At 29.9% G+C, this 14,608-nt stretch carries 17 protein-coding genes; all 17 read left to right on the forward strand.

Going from position 1 to position 14,608, the window contains the following annotated elements; translation table 11 throughout:
• Positions 1-89: 89 nt before the first annotated feature.
• The 17 genes from CDIF1296T_RS10030 (at position 90) to CDIF1296T_RS10110 (ending at position 14,606) form a co-directional block, all read left to right on the forward strand.
• Positions 90-1,220, forward strand: coding sequence for a 1-propanol dehydrogenase PduQ (locus tag CDIF1296T_RS10030; RefSeq protein WP_009897050.1), 1,131 nt, complete (start codon positions 90-92; stop codon positions 1,218-1,220).
• Positions 1,221-1,460: 240 nt separating this feature from the next.
• Positions 1,461-1,811, forward strand: a complete 351-nt coding sequence (gene eutS / locus CDIF1296T_RS10035) for an ethanolamine utilization microcompartment protein EutS (RefSeq protein ID WP_003423973.1) — start codon at positions 1,461-1,463, stop codon at positions 1,809-1,811.
• A gap of 7 nt (positions 1,812-1,818) precedes the next feature.
• Positions 1,819-2,268, forward strand: coding sequence for a EutP/PduV family microcompartment system protein (locus tag CDIF1296T_RS10040; protein WP_003435437.1), 450 nt, complete (start codon positions 1,819-1,821; stop codon positions 2,266-2,268).
• A 101-nt stretch (positions 2,269-2,369) separates the two neighbouring features.
• A complete protein-coding gene (locus CDIF1296T_RS10045; protein WP_003423977.1) occupies positions 2,370-2,945 on the forward strand; it encodes an ANTAR domain-containing response regulator in 576 nt (191 codons plus the stop codon).
• Positions 2,938-4,347 carry a histidine kinase N-terminal domain-containing protein gene (locus CDIF1296T_RS10050; RefSeq protein ID WP_003435429.1) on the forward strand — a complete coding sequence of 470 codons (1,410 nt, stop codon included), beginning with the start codon at positions 2,938-2,940 and terminating at the stop codon, positions 4,345-4,347. The genes CDIF1296T_RS10045 and CDIF1296T_RS10050 overlap by 8 nt, the downstream gene beginning before the upstream one ends.
• A gap of 183 nt (positions 4,348-4,530) precedes the next feature.
• Positions 4,531-5,964 (forward strand): ethanolamine ammonia-lyase reactivating factor EutA, encoded by a 1,434-nt coding sequence (eutA, locus tag CDIF1296T_RS10055; protein WP_009897051.1) that lies wholly within the window; start codon positions 4,531-4,533, stop codon positions 5,962-5,964.
• Between the two features lie 17 nt (positions 5,965-5,981).
• Positions 5,982-7,346: an ethanolamine ammonia-lyase subunit EutB gene (locus CDIF1296T_RS10060; protein ID WP_003435424.1), complete on the forward strand. Its 1,365-nt coding sequence runs from the start codon at positions 5,982-5,984 to the stop codon at positions 7,344-7,346.
• Positions 7,347-7,358: 12 nt separating this feature from the next.
• Positions 7,359-8,240 (forward strand): ethanolamine ammonia-lyase subunit EutC, encoded by an 882-nt coding sequence (eutC, locus tag CDIF1296T_RS10065; protein WP_009897052.1) that lies wholly within the window; start codon positions 7,359-7,361, stop codon positions 8,238-8,240.
• A 19-nt stretch (positions 8,241-8,259) separates the two neighbouring features.
• Positions 8,260-8,913: an ethanolamine utilization microcompartment protein EutL gene (gene eutL / locus CDIF1296T_RS10070; protein WP_003423987.1), complete on the forward strand. Its 654-nt coding sequence runs from the start codon at positions 8,260-8,262 to the stop codon at positions 8,911-8,913.
• A gap of 10 nt (positions 8,914-8,923) precedes the next feature.
• The gene (locus tag CDIF1296T_RS19945) at positions 8,924-9,625 is read left to right on the forward strand and encodes a BMC domain-containing protein (RefSeq protein ID WP_009897055.1); all 702 of its coding nucleotides are present in this window, start codon (positions 8,924-8,926) and stop codon (positions 9,623-9,625) included.
• A gap of 2 nt (positions 9,626-9,627) precedes the next feature.
• On the forward strand, positions 9,628-11,097 hold the full coding sequence (locus CDIF1296T_RS10080) for an acetaldehyde dehydrogenase (acetylating) (protein ID WP_009897057.1): 1,470 nt from the start codon (positions 9,628-9,630) through the stop codon (positions 11,095-11,097).
• A 95-nt stretch (positions 11,098-11,192) separates the two neighbouring features.
• Entirely contained in the window at positions 11,193-11,480 is a 288-nt protein-coding gene (gene eutM, locus CDIF1296T_RS10085; RefSeq protein ID WP_003423991.1) for an ethanolamine utilization microcompartment protein EutM, read from the forward strand.
• A 126-nt stretch (positions 11,481-11,606) separates the two neighbouring features.
• Complete coding sequence (locus tag CDIF1296T_RS10090; RefSeq protein ID WP_009897059.1) at positions 11,607-12,368, forward strand: ethanolamine/propanediol utilization cobalamin adenosyltransferase; 762 nt, start codon at positions 11,607-11,609, stop codon at positions 12,366-12,368.
• Between the two features lie 12 nt (positions 12,369-12,380).
• Positions 12,381-13,010 (forward strand): ethanolamine utilization phosphate acetyltransferase EutD, encoded by a 630-nt coding sequence (gene eutD / locus CDIF1296T_RS10095; protein WP_009889877.1) that lies wholly within the window; start codon positions 12,381-12,383, stop codon positions 13,008-13,010.
• Between the two features lie 41 nt (positions 13,011-13,051).
• Entirely contained in the window at positions 13,052-13,777 is a 726-nt protein-coding gene (locus CDIF1296T_RS10100; RefSeq protein WP_009897060.1) for a TIGR02536 family ethanolamine utilization protein, read from the forward strand.
• A gap of 12 nt (positions 13,778-13,789) precedes the next feature.
• The gene (locus CDIF1296T_RS10105) at positions 13,790-14,062 is read left to right on the forward strand and encodes a EutN/CcmL family microcompartment protein (protein WP_003435411.1); all 273 of its coding nucleotides are present in this window, start codon (positions 13,790-13,792) and stop codon (positions 14,060-14,062) included.
• Complete coding sequence (locus tag CDIF1296T_RS10110; protein ID WP_018112842.1) at positions 14,055-14,606, forward strand: BMC domain-containing protein; 552 nt, start codon at positions 14,055-14,057, stop codon at positions 14,604-14,606. Before CDIF1296T_RS10105 ends, CDIF1296T_RS10110 begins: the two co-directional genes overlap by 8 nt.
• Positions 14,607-14,608 lie beyond the last annotated feature (2 nt).

Raw genomic sequence — 14,608 nt, forward strand, 5'->3', positions numbered from 1 at the left:
AGCACAATGAAGTGTTAAAAGAGCAATGGAGCTCCATAGATAAAGTCTATGGAGCTTTTTTGCGTATTTAACTTAAGGAGGATAGGACTTTGAATAACTTTGAGATTAAAACTAGAATAAAATTTGGAGAAGGCTCACTAAAAGCTTTGCAAGAATTAAAAAACAAAAATGTACTAATAATAACAGACCCTTTTATGGTGAAATCAAAAACAATAGATAAAATAACATCTAATTTAATAAACTCAACATATCAAGTTTTTGAAGAAATAGTACCAGACCCACCAATAGAAGTAGTAGTAGCAGGAATAGAAGCATTTAAATCTATAAATCCAGACGTAATAATAGCATTAGGTGGTGGTTCTGCAATAGATGCAGCAAAATCTATAATGGACTTTTCTAAAAAAATATTAAAAATTAACGAAGTAGAGTTTATAGCAATACCAACAACAAGTGGAACAGGTTCAGAAGTAACATCATTTGCTGTAATAACAGATAGTCAAAAAAAATGTAAGTATCCATTAGTGAGTGATGATTTACTTCCAGATATGGCAATACTAGACCCAGAGCTTGTAAAAACTGTACCAAATTTTATAACAGCAGATACAGGGATGGATGTATTGACACATGCTATAGAAGCTTACGTATCTACAAATTCTAATGACTTTTCAGATGCACTAGCTGAAAAAGCTATAAAGTTAGTATTTAAATACTTAATAAAAGCATATAAAGATGGAAATGACATAGAAGCTCGAGAAAAAATGCACAATGCATCTTGTTTAGCAGGTATGGCATTTAACCAAGCATCACTTGGCATAAATCATTCTATTGCACATGTATTAGGTGGAAAATTCCATATACCACATGGAAGAACAAACTCTATATTACTTCCTCATGTAATAGAATATAATTCATCAATAGTAGGATATACTAACACAACTTACTCTGCTACAGCTAAAAAATATGCACAAATAGCAGAATTAGTAGGACTTGGGAGTGCTAATATAAGAATATCTGTTAGAAATTTAGTAAATGAAATAAAGAAACTACAAAAAGAAATGAATATGCCAACTAAATTGACACAATGCAAATTAAGTTTAGAAGATATAACTAATGAAGAAAGAGAAATAGCAAAACTTGCTATAAAAGATACTTGTACATTAACTAATCCTAAGGTACCAACTGAAGATGATATAATAAACATATTAAAGAACATTAAATAACTACATTTTATTACATGTAAATATAATATTATACAAATAGGGAAAATGTTTTTAAAAATATAAATTATATATTGACAAATATAAAACATAAAACTATAATGAAAGTATCACAAAGGCGTGATACTTTAGTAGAAAGCAATGGAGCTTCTTAGGAATATTAATATTATTCTTATGGAGCTCCTTTTATTTTAATCAAATAGCTTTTTAATAAACTATATTCAAAGAAAGCAGGGAATAAATTTGACTGAAGAATCTAAGCAAAGAGTTATTCAAGAATATGTTCCTGGAAAACAGGTTACATTAGCACATATCATAGCTAACCCTAATGAAGACATATATAAGAAGTTAGGATTAGTACTTGATAAAAAAGATGCAATAGGAATACTTACAATAACACCAAGTGAAGCGTCAATAATAGCAGCAGATGTTGCTACAAAGGCTTCAAATGTATCTTTAGGTTTTATAGATAGATTTAGTGGTTCAGTAGTAATATCAGGTGATGTAAGTTCTGTAGAATCAGCGTTAAATGATGTTTTAGAAGTCTTAGGAAATATGTTAAACTTCTCATCTACAAAAATCACAAGGACATAATAATACAATGAAGAATATAATATTTATGGGAAAGACAGGTAGTGGTAAAACTACCTTATGTCAAAAACTAGACCAGTTAGAATTAAAGTATAAAAAAACTCAATCAGTGGAACTTTATAATAATGCAATAGACACTCCTGGTGAGTATATGGAAAATAGAAACCTATATAATGCCTTAATAACAACATCAGCAGATGCTAAAATTATAGCAATAGTGTATGATGCCACACAAGAAGAAAATTATATAGCACCAGGTTTTGCCAGTATGTTTTGCAAAGACGTAATAGGAATTATAACTAAAATAAATAAAGCTACTGAAAACGAAGTCAATATAGCTTATGAAAGACTATCACTAGCAGGAGCAAGTCAAATCTTTAAAATAGACACAGTTGATAATATTGGACTTGAAAAATTATTTAAATATCTAGAAAAATATAAAAATATAGATGAAGTTTAAGGGGAAATATTTTTTTATTCAAAAATATTATTAAAGTATGATAAAATAAAAAAATGTATAAACTATTTTAAGAAGATTTAATCTTTAAGCGAGGTAGGAACATGGGGAAAAAAATACTATTGGTTGATGATGAACCACTGTTAAGGATGGATACAAAAGATATATTAGAAAGTCATGGCTATGAAATAATAGGCGAAGCAAGTGATGGATTTGAAGCTGTTGAAATGTGTAAAAAACACAAACCTGATTTAGTTATAATGGATATAGAGATGCCAATACTTGATGGTATAAAGGCAGGCAAAATAATATGTAAAGAAAATCTAGCTGGTGGAGTACTTTTATTAACTTCATTTGAAGATAAAGAATACGTAGAAAAGGCTAAAAGTATAGGTGCTTATGGATATTTAGTAAAAACAGCAAGTGAAAAATCACTTATCCCAACCATAGAAATGTGTTTAAATAAGGTAAATGAATTTGAAAAAATGAAAAAAGATTTAGAAAAAGTAAATTCTAAATTGAATGAAAGAAAATTAGTAGAAAGAGCAAAAGGTATACTTATAAGAGAGTTTAAGATTTCTGAGGATGAAGCATACACTAGAATAAGAAAATTAAGTATGGATAAAAGAACTACAATGATGGAAATTGCCAAAATGATTATAATAGGATACGATGACTAATACGATAAAAAAAATATCAACTGCACAAACATACTTAAATAATAACGAAATTGAAAAAATTATAGAAGTATCAAAATCCTTAGATTTAATGGCTTCTTTTTATGAAGCTGATGTTTTTATAGATGTACTAAGTAAATTTGATGATGAAGCAATTGTTGTGGCACATGGTAGACCTAAAGAAAAGTCAATGTACTGTGAAAATGTTATAGGTAAAAAGGCTTTAATTGAAAATGAACCAGGAGTTATAAAGTGCTTAAAAACAGGAGAAAGAGTAAGAGATATTAAAGCTTTAACACAGGAATATAAACTGGTCAAACAAAATATTCAGCCAATAACACTAGATGACAAAGTTTTAGCAGTACTAATAGTTGAAAAAGATATAAGTAGTGAAGTTAAGAATGAGTTTAATGCTAGTGAAGACGAAGAAAATAAAAATTTACATCAGTTTATAAAACTTATCGGAAATAATGACTTTTTAGTTGATAATTTAAATTCAGCCATATTAATATTTGATAAAAATGGAAAATTAAAAATTAAAAATCGTATTGCAACTGAGATATACAAAAATCTTGGGTTTGGATATGATATACAAGATATGCATTACAATGATTTAGATATAGAAACCAACACCTTTGAAAATATATTAATGGATGAAAATTATGATGAGACAAATGAAGTTTCAATAGGTAATATGTTTTTTAAAATAAAGACCATATACATCAAAGATGATGAATTTAAGGTTTGCAAAATAGTACAAGATATAAGTGATTTAAAGAGAAAAGAAGAAGAATTAGTTTTGAAAACAGTGGCTATAAGAGAAGCTCATCATAGAGTAAAAAATAATCTTCATACAGTAATATCTATAATAAAAAAACAAAGTAGATTATCTCAAAATGATGAAGTAAAGCAGTGTTTAGATAACATAATAAATAGGGTATTTGCAATACTTTCGACTCATTATTTACTATCTAAAGAAGTTGATAATAATATATCTATACGAGAAGGTATCAATTTATTAGTGTCAAATATTCAAGGTGGCTATTTATTTAGTAAGGATATAGATATACGTATAACTGGTGAAGATTTTAAAATTAGTGGAGAAAAAGCAACAGCAATACTTTTGGTTATAAATGAAATACTACAAAATTGTTATGACCATGCATTTTCGGATAGAGAACATGGTACTATACAAATATTAATAAATAAAGATAACGACTATAGAAATATTGCTATTATAGATGATGGAATTGGATTTGATAGTAATAATATAAATAAAAATAGCTTAGGGACATATATAATAGATAGTTATATAACACAGATGTTAAAAGGAAATATAGAGAGAAAAAGTAGTGAGAATGGTACAGAAGTATTAATTACTATACCTACACAAATTAATATTTAAATAATAACTCATCTACAAAGTAGTAGTTTTAATTGAGCAAAGAGGCTTAAGGTTATTAATAGATTAAGTTAATTGAATGTATTTATAAAAATTATAAGTATATATTCAATTTAACAGGTATTTATTATAACTTTAAGCCTCTTTGCTTGTTTAAGACATACTTAAATTTTAGGAGGTGAGAAAATGAGAGAAGAGTTATTAAGTGTTGGTATTGACATTGGAACAAGTACTACTCAGTTAATTTTTTCTAAATTAATAGTAGAAAATACTGAATCAAATTTTTCGGTACCTAGAATAAGTATAGTAGACAAAGAAATTATTTATAAAAGCAAAGTTTATTTCACCCCTCTTATTTCAAATAATGAAATAAATGGTCAACAAATAAAAGATATAGTTGAAAATGAATATAAAAAAGCAAATATATCTAAAGAAGATATACATACAGGAGCAGTAATAATAACTGGTGAAACAGCTAGAAAAGAAAATGCAAATGATGTACTTCATACTTTGAGTGGATTTGCTGGGGACTTCGTTGTTGCAACAGCAGGACCTGATTTAGAAAGTATAATATCAGGAAAAGGAGCTGGAGCTCATATTTATTCAAAAGAACATTCAACTACAATTGTAAATATAGACATAGGTGGGGGAACTAGTAACATAGCCTCATTTAAAAGGGGAGAAGTAACCGATACTGGGTGTTTGGATATAGGTGGAAGGCTTGTAAAGATAGATAAAATAAGTAAAAAAATAACTTATATATCACCTAAAATAGATAAAATCATAAAAGATAATAATTTAAATCTTCAAGTAGGCACAATGGCTACTGTAGAAAATACAAAGCCAGTAGTGGATATAATGGTTGACTTATTAATGGAAAGCATAGGACTAAAGAAACAGACACCTTTGTTTGATTTTATAATAACCAATAAATCAATAAGTATAGATGAAACTATTAAAAATGTTTCATTCTCTGGTGGAGTAGCTGATTATATTTACTATGATGGAGAAATAAAAGATTATTTTGAATATGGTGACTTGGGAATTTTACTTGGGCAAGCAATAAAAAATTGTGAATACCTTAAAAAAGTAAATGTAGTTAAATCTATGGAAACAATAAGAGCCACAGTGGTTGGAGCAGGTTCTCATACTACTGAAGTAAGTGGAAGTACAATAACTTACACTAGCGAAAAGTTTCCACTTAAGAACTTGCCAGTTTTAAAATTATCAATTGATGAAGAAACAGGCACTTCAAAACAAATCAGTGAAGCTATAAAAAATAAACTTAATTGGTTTAAACTAGAAAATGATTTACAGAAAGTTGCTATAGCCATGATAGGAAAGAAAAATCCAACCTTTTTAGATATACAAGAGTATGCTAAAGGGTTTGTAGATGGAATGCAACAAATCATAGAAAATGATTTACCTTTTATAGTAATTGTTGAAAATGATATGGCAAAAGTGTTAGGTCAAGCAATATATGCATTATTAAATTATGAAAAAGAAATTGTTTGTATAGACAGTGTCAAGGTTGAAAATGGAGACTATATCGACATTGGAAAACCTATAGTTGAAGGTAAAGTTTTACCTGTGGTAATAAAAACATTAGTTTTTAATTAATAGAAGGAGGTAAGTAAATGATTTTAAATACAAAATTATTTGGACGTACTTATCAGTTTAAAGGCTTATATGATGTAATGGCTAAAGCTAATGAAGAAAAATCAGGAGATAAATTAGCAGGTCTTGCAGCAGAATCAGCTGAAGAAAGAATAGCAGCAAAAGTTGTTTTATCACACATAAAATTGGAGGATATAAGAAATAATCCTGCAGTGGCATATGAAGAAGATGAAGTAACAAGAATAATACAAGATGCTGTAAATGAAAAAGTTTATGAAGAAATAAAAAATTGGACAGTCTCTGAACTTAGAGAATGGCTATTGGATTCAAATACTACAAGTCTTGATATAAGAAGAATATCAAGAGGATTAACTTCTGAAATGATAGCAGCAGTTGCAAAATTAATGTCAAATATGGACTTAGTTTATGCAGCTAAAAAGATAAAGGTTACTGCTCACTGTAATACAACTATAGGAGAACAAGGAACATTATCAGCAAGACTTCAACCTAATCATCCAACAGACGACCCAGATGGAATACTTGCATCACTTCTTGAAGGTTTAACTTTTGGTATAGGAGATGCAGTACTTGGATTAAATCCAGTTGATGACTCTGTTGAGAGTGTTACTAAAGTATTAAAAAGATTTGAAGAAGTAAAACAAAAATATCAAATACCAACTCAAACATGTGTATTGGCACACGTTACTACACAAATGGAAGCAATAAGAAATGGTGCTCCTGCAGATTTAATATTCCAATCTATAGCAGGTTCTGAAAAAGGAAATGAAGCATTTGGATTTAACGGCGACACTATAGAAGAAGCTAGACAGTTAGCCTTAAAACACGGTACAGCTACAGGACCTAACGTTATGTATTTTGAAACTGGACAAGGTTCAGAATTATCTTCAGAAGCACATCATGGAATAGACCAAGTTACTATGGAAGCTAGATGCTATGGATTTGCTAAAAAGTATGAACCATTCTTAGTAAATACAGTTGTTGGGTTTATAGGACCTGAGTACTTATATGATGCTAGAGAAGTTGTAAGAGCAGGACTTGAAGACCACTTTATGGGTAAACTACATGGCTTACCAATGGGTGTTGATGTTTGTTACACTAACCATATGAAGGCTGACCAAAATGATATGGAAAACTTAGCCATACTATTAACAACAGCAGGATGTACGTATTTTATGGGAATACCTCATGGAGATGATGTTATGCTTAACTATCAAACAACAGGATACCATGAAACAGCATCACTTAGAGAAATGTTTGGACTAACAGCAATAAAAGAATTTGATGCTTGGATGGAAAAGATGGGATTCTCTAAAGATGGTAAGTTAACAGAGTTGGCGGGAGACGCATCTGTATTATTAGGATAGGAGGTATTTAATATGAATGAGAAGGATTTAAAAGCATTGGTAGAACAATTAGTTGGACAAATGGTTGGAGAATTAGATACTAATGTTGTGTCTGAGACTGTTAAAAAGGCAACTGAAGTTGTAGTAGACAACAATGCTTGTATAGATGATATAACAGAAGTTGATATAAGAAAGCAATTACTAGTAAAAAATCCTAAGGATGCAGAAGCTTATTTAGATATGAAAGCAAAAACACCTGCAAGATTAGGTATAGGAAGAGCTGGTACTAGATATAAAACAGAAACAGTTTTAAGATTTAGAGCAGACCATGCTGCTGCACAAGATGCTGTATTCTCTTATGTAGATGAAGAATTTATAAAAGAAAATAATATGTTTGCAGTGGAAACTTTATGTAAAGATAAAGATGAATACTTAACAAGACCAGATTTGGGAAGAAAATTTTCTCCAGAAACTATAAATAATATAAAATCTAAATTTGGTACAAATCAAAAGGTTTTAATATTAGTTGGAGATGGGCTTAGCTCAGCTGCAATAGAGGCAAATTTAAAAGACTGTGTGCCAGCTATAAAACAGGGTCTAAAAATGTATGGTATAGATTCAAGTGAAATTTTATTTGTTAAACATTGTAGAGTTGGTGCTATGGACCACTTAGGTGAAGAATTAGGTTGTGAAGTTATATGTATGTTGGTTGGAGAAAGACCAGGATTAGTTACTGCTGAATCAATGTCAGCATATATAGCTTATAAGCCATATATAGGAATGGCAGAAGCAAAAAGAACAGTTATATCAAACATTCACAAAGGTGGAACAACTGCAGTTGAAGCAGGTGCTCATATAGCTGAACTTATAAAAACTATGTTAGATAAAAAAGCTTCAGGAATAGACCTTAAATAAAGTCGAGGGAGTGTAGAATATGAAAAATGATGTAATTCGTCCTAATATACTAGGAATTAAAATAATTTCAAATATAAGTCCAGAAATGGCACAAAAACTAGAATTAAAATCACATCACAAAAGCTTAGGCTTAATAACTGCAGACTGTGATGATGTTACGTATACAGCTCTTGACGAAGCAACTAAAGCTTCAGAAGTTGATGTTGTATATGCAAAATCAATGTATGCAGGTGCTGCAAATGCTTCAACAAAACTTGCTGGTGAAGTATTAGGAATAATAGCAGGTCCAAGCCCAGCAGAAGTAAGAAGTGGTCTAAATGCAGTAGTTGATTTTCTAGAGTATGGAGCAACTTTTATAAGTGCAAATGATGATGATTCAATAGCATACTATGCTCACTGTGTATCAAGAACAGGTACATACCTTTCAGAGGTAGCAGGAATAAGAGAAGGTGAAGCATTAGCTTATTTAGTAGCACCACCACTTGAAGCAATGTATGCACTAGATGCAGCAATGAAAGCTGCAGATGTTAAGATGTGTGAATTATTTGCACCTCCAACTGAAACAAACTTTGGTGGAGCATTACTTACAGGTTCTCAATCGGCTTGTAAAGCAGCATGTGATGCATTTGCAGAAGCAGTAAAATCAGTTGCAGACAATCCAACAGGATTTTAAGGATAGTTAGATGGATGCTATAGGCTTAATAGAAGTAATAGGATATGTTGCTGCAATAGAAGCTTCTGATGCTTGTTTAAAATCTGCAAATGTTAATATTGTAAGAGTTGATAAGGTTGGAGCAGGTATTGTTACTTTAACAATATGTGGAGATGTCGGTGCTGTAAAAGCTGCTTTAGAAGCAGGTGAAATAGCAGCTTCCAGAGTTGGTACATTAAGAACATCACATATTATACCGAGAATCCATAATGAAGTAACAAATGCTTTATTCAAAACTAAAGAACCTAAAGTCTGTGAAGTTTCAGAAGATAAAGAAAAAAACTTTGAGATTACATTGGAAATAGCTGATAATGTATCGAAAAATTTATCAGAAAAAGAAAATGTAATTTTAGATGTCAATGAAAACAGTGGAGATACTGAAAATTTATATAGTGATATAGATAAAACAAACAAAAAAATTGAAACAGTTGATGATAGTTTAACAGAAGCTAATGAGGAAAAAATAGAAAACACTAATGATAAAGAAGTATTGGAACAAGTTAAAATAGAAAATTCCGATTTTGATAGAGATGACCTATCAAAGAACAGTGTAAAAAAACTTAAAGCTATGGCTAAGAAATTAGATTCTTCAATAACTTATAAAGATTTAAATGTTCTTAAAAAAGAAGAATTAATAAACTTAGTTAAAAAGCTTAGTAGAAGGGATAGATAGTTATGACACTTTTAGATAAAGATTTAGTATCTATACAAGAAGTAAGAACTCTTGTAAGAAGATCTAAAGTGGCTCAAGAGAAACTTTCTAAAATGAGTCAAGAGCAAATAGATAAAATAGTAAAAGCTGTTGTAGATGCAGCATTTAATAATGCTACTAAATTGGCTAAAATGGCAAATGAAGAAACTGGATTTGGAAAATGGGAAGATAAAGTAATTAAAAATACTTTTGCATCTATGGGAGTTTATAAAACTTTAAAGAACACAAAAACTATTGGAATAATTGGTGAAGATAAAGAAGCCAATACGATAGATATAGCTACACCAGTTGGAGTTGTTGCAGGTCTTATACCTTCAACAAACCCAACATCAACAGTAATATACAAAACTATAATATCTCTAAAAGCAGGAAATACTATAGTTTTCTCTCCACATCCAAATGCAAAAAACTGCATACTTGAAACAGTTAATATAATAAGTGAGGCTGCTATAAAGGCTGGAGCTCCAGAGGATTCAATATTATGTATAACTAATCCAAGTATAGTTGGAACCAATGAATTGATGAAACATAAAGATACAAACTTAATACTAGCAACTGGAGGAGAAGCAATGGTTAGAGCTGCTTACTCTTCAGGAACACCAGCTATTGGAGTTGGACCAGGAAATGGACCAGCATTTATAGATAAATCAGCAAATGTTAAATTAGCAATCAAAAGAATAATAGATTCTAAAACTTTTGATAATGGTGTTATATGTGCATCAGAACAATCTATAGTAATAGAAAAATCTATGGAAGAAACTGTTTTAAAAGAGCTTAAAAATCAAGGTGCATATGTTTTAAATGAAGAGGAAAGTGAAAGATTAGCAAAATTCATATTAAGAGCTAATGGTACTATGAATCCACAAATAGTTGGTAAAAGTGTTGAGGTAATAGCAAATTTAGCAGACTTAACAAATGTACCTAAAAATACAAAAGTTCTAGTTGCAAGAGAAAATAAAGTTGGTCACAATGTAGCCTATTCAAGAGAAAAACTTACACCAATACTAGCGTTCTATGTTGAAGAAAATGTAGAAGCTATTATGAACAGATGTAGAGAAATATTGTTAAATGAAGGTGCAGGTCATACATTCTCAATGCATGTAAATGATGAAGAATTGGTAAAAAGATTTGCCCTTAATATGCCAGTATCAAGAATACTTGTGAATACTCCTTCAGCACTTGGAGGAATAGGTGCATCAACAAACCTTGTACCAGCACTAACACTTGGTTGTGGTGCAATAGGTGGAAGTTCAACTTCAAACAATATAGGACCACTTGATTTAATAAATGTTAAAAGAGTAGCTTATGGAATCAAAGAAATAGAAGAACTTGGAAGAGATAAATCTCAAGTTGAAAAATCAATGTTTGACTCAATGGATAAAGAAGAATTAATAAATCTTCTTGTTCAAAAACTAGTCAAAGAACTAGCATAACTAAAATAAACAATGAAACTTATGGCTATCGCTATAAATTTCTAAAAATATAAACTATAAAAAACTATAAAATTAAATTTTTGGAGGATAAGATTATGGCAAGTGCAAACGCATTAGGAATGATAGAAACTAAAGGATTAGTAGGAGCAATAGAAGCAGCAGATGCAATGGTTAAAGCTGCAAATGTACAATTAGTAGGAAAAGAGCAAGTAGGTGGAGGATTAGTTACTGTAATGGTAAGAGGAGATGTTGGAGCTGTTAAAGCTGCTACAGATGCAGGAGCTGCCGCTGCCGAGAGAGTTGGAGAACTAATATCAGTTCATGTTATACCAAGACCACACTTTGAAGTAGATGCTATATTACCAAAGGTATCAGCTGAGTAATATAAGAATAATTATAAAATTTAAATTTTGATTGAAAAAGAGGCTATCTCAAAAATGAGTCTTACTAATAAACTCAATGTATTTTGAGGTAGTCTTTTTTATACATCTAATAGGAGATGTGATAAAATGGGTGTTTTAACAGAAAACGAAGTAAAAAGAAAAATTGGAAAAAACAAAAATAATATAACTGAATTTTATATAGAAAAAGGTCAAATAATAACTCCTTCTGCAAAATCTTATTTAGCTGAGAGAAGTATTGAGCTTAAATATGTTGATAAACTTTCAGATGTAAACAATGAACCTAAAGAAGTTGTAAAAGAAGTAGTTAAAGAGAAAAAATATAAATATACTACTGTATTTGGCGCCAAATTGGATGAAAAACCAGAACATATGACTCAATTAAATGGAAATCTTTTAGTTTTTAAAGACCATAAAAGAATAATATTGAGAGGAAAAATAGATTCTCTTGAATCAGAAATACTAAAGGTACAGATACTTTGTCAAAAACTAGATATGCCAAAGCTTGTTAAGGAATTGCAAGAAGTATTAGACTTTGTAAGAAATATAATGAGATGTGAAGTTTTAGATGAAAAGCTAGGGGACTTTAAACTTTTAGGATTAACTCCTCAAGAACTTAGAGAACAATCTCACTATCCTAAAAAATACTTTGGTATAGGACATGAGTTCCCAAGTTATGAAATGGGAGAAGTAGTAGTAGCTATAAATAGTATAAGAAGTAATACACGAGAGGTTGAACTTGCAGCCTATGAAGCATTTAAGGGTGAGTATGGAAATGTTCACAGAGAAGATTTAATAAAGGCACTTAATAGATTATCGTCAGTATTTTGGATAATGATATATAAGGTTAGAACTAATAAGTATAAGTAGTTGGAGGACATAATGGAGAATCTATTAAATGAAATAGTGGAAGAAGTAATAACTAGAGTTAAAAAAGAAGCATTTATAGAAGTTGAAGCATCAGGAAGACACGTTCACTTAAGTAGAGAAGATGTCGATAAATTATTTGGAGAAGGATATACTCTTACAAAACTAAAAGACCTATCTCAACCAGGTCAATATGCATGTAAGGAAAGAGTTACAATAACTGGTCCTAAAGGAAGTATAAAAAATGTAGTTGTACTTGGACCATGTAGAAATGAAACTCAGGTAGAAATATCTTTAACAGATGGTTCAACTCTTGGACTAAAAGCTCCTATAAAACAAAGTGGAGACTTAGAAGGTACTTTAAGTATTAAAATATCAACACAATATGGTGAAGTTGAACTTGATAAGGGGCTAATGGTTGCTAAAAGACATATACACATGACTCCTAAAGATGCTGAAAAATTCAATGTATGTGATAAAGAGATAGTTGAAGCTAAGGTGATGGGTCAAAGACCTTTAACATTTGATGATGTAGTAATAAGAGTGAGTGACAGTTTTAAAACTTATATGCATATAGACTATGATGAAGCCAATGCATGTGGTTATTCAAAAGGAACTGTTGCTAAAATAATAAAGAAAGCATAAATTTAACCTACTATATAAATTACCTCTAGGGAGGATTTAATATGAATTATGATAACCTTGTAGATTTAATAACGGAAGAAATCTATAAAAAAATAAATAGTAATGAAATAAAAATATCTAATAAACCTAAAGCTGTGATTGTATTTGAACAAGATAACAATAAATTTAACTTATTAAAAGATGAATTTGAAATAGTAGAATTTGATAAAAGTATAAGGGAATGTGAAATAGTGATAGTTTCAAGACTTTGTATGAGGGGGCTATCGAATATAGCACTTGGAAATTCAACAAGTGATGAAGAAAGATTTATACTAAAAATGATTATGAAGGGCAAAAAAGTATATGTCCTAGATGAAGGAATTGAATACAAAAAATATAAGGATACTGCACCAAAAGCATTATATAAGAAATTTATGTCATTTGAAGATGAAATATGTAAATTTGGTGTAGAAATTATAAAAGACTTAAATGTTATAACTAAAAATAAGTTAAATATAAAGAAAGAACTAGAAAGTACTAGAGGTTCTAAAAAAGAAGATACAAAAGTTTTAGATAAAGATGTTTTAAATTTAACCAGTGTCGAAAGTGTAAAAATAGATAATGAATTTAGTTTAGATTTAAGGAATAAAAAACTTATATCGGAAGCTGACTTAAGAAAACCAACTATAAATGGAGTTAAAAACATATTAGTTAATAAAAAAAGTATAATAACACCATTAGCTGTAGATTTTATGAGAATACACCATCTCAAACTAAAGAAACTGTAAGGAGGTAATTTTATGGATATAGGAAAAGTTGTAGGTAATGTTTGGGCTACAAGAAAAGATGAAAAATTATGTGGCCAAAAACTTTTAGTTGTAAAAATTTTAAAAACTAAAGACACATACAAGGAAGGCTTCATGGTTGCAGCCGATAATGCAGGAGCAGGAAATGGAGACTTAGTTCTTATATCCAAAGGTTCCTCAGCTAGAGAGTCGATTGAAAAATCTCATGTTCCAGTAGATGCAACTATAGTTGGAGTAGTCGATTCGTTTGAGGTGTTTGATGAATAAAAGTATAGGAGCTATAGAGTTTAAAAGCATTGCTAAAGGTATAGAAGTATCCAATGAAATGATAAAGAAATCTTCAGTTGATGTATTGTACTTAAAAAGTATTTGCCCAGGTAAATTTCTAATAATAGTAGGTGGAGAAACTTCTTATATAAATGAATGTGTAGATTATGGAATAAAACTTGGAGAAGGATATATTGTAGATAACTTCGTAATAAATGCAATTTCACAAGAAATATTAGATGGATTTAAAAATAAGTATCAAAAGCTAGATAGTATAGTCTCTATAGGCGTTGTTGAAAGTAGTAAAGTATGCACTGGAATAAAAATGCTTGATAAGACTTTAAAATCTGGCGACTTAGTATTAGTAAAACTTCAATTATCTTTTGCTATAGGTGGCAAATTAGTATATATAGTAGCAGGAGATTTAAGTAGTTTAGAATATGCATTAAAAGAAAGTGAAAATGTAGTAAGAGAAAAAGAAGTAATATATAAGACTGTAATACCATCAGTAGACAGTCAAATAATAAAAAGTCTAATAAAATAATG

Origin of the sequence: Clostridioides difficile ATCC 9689 = DSM 1296, assembly GCF_001077535.1 — a bacterium.
In the GTDB taxonomy this organism is placed as follows: Bacteria; Bacillota; Clostridia; order Peptostreptococcales; family Peptostreptococcaceae; genus Clostridioides; species Clostridioides difficile.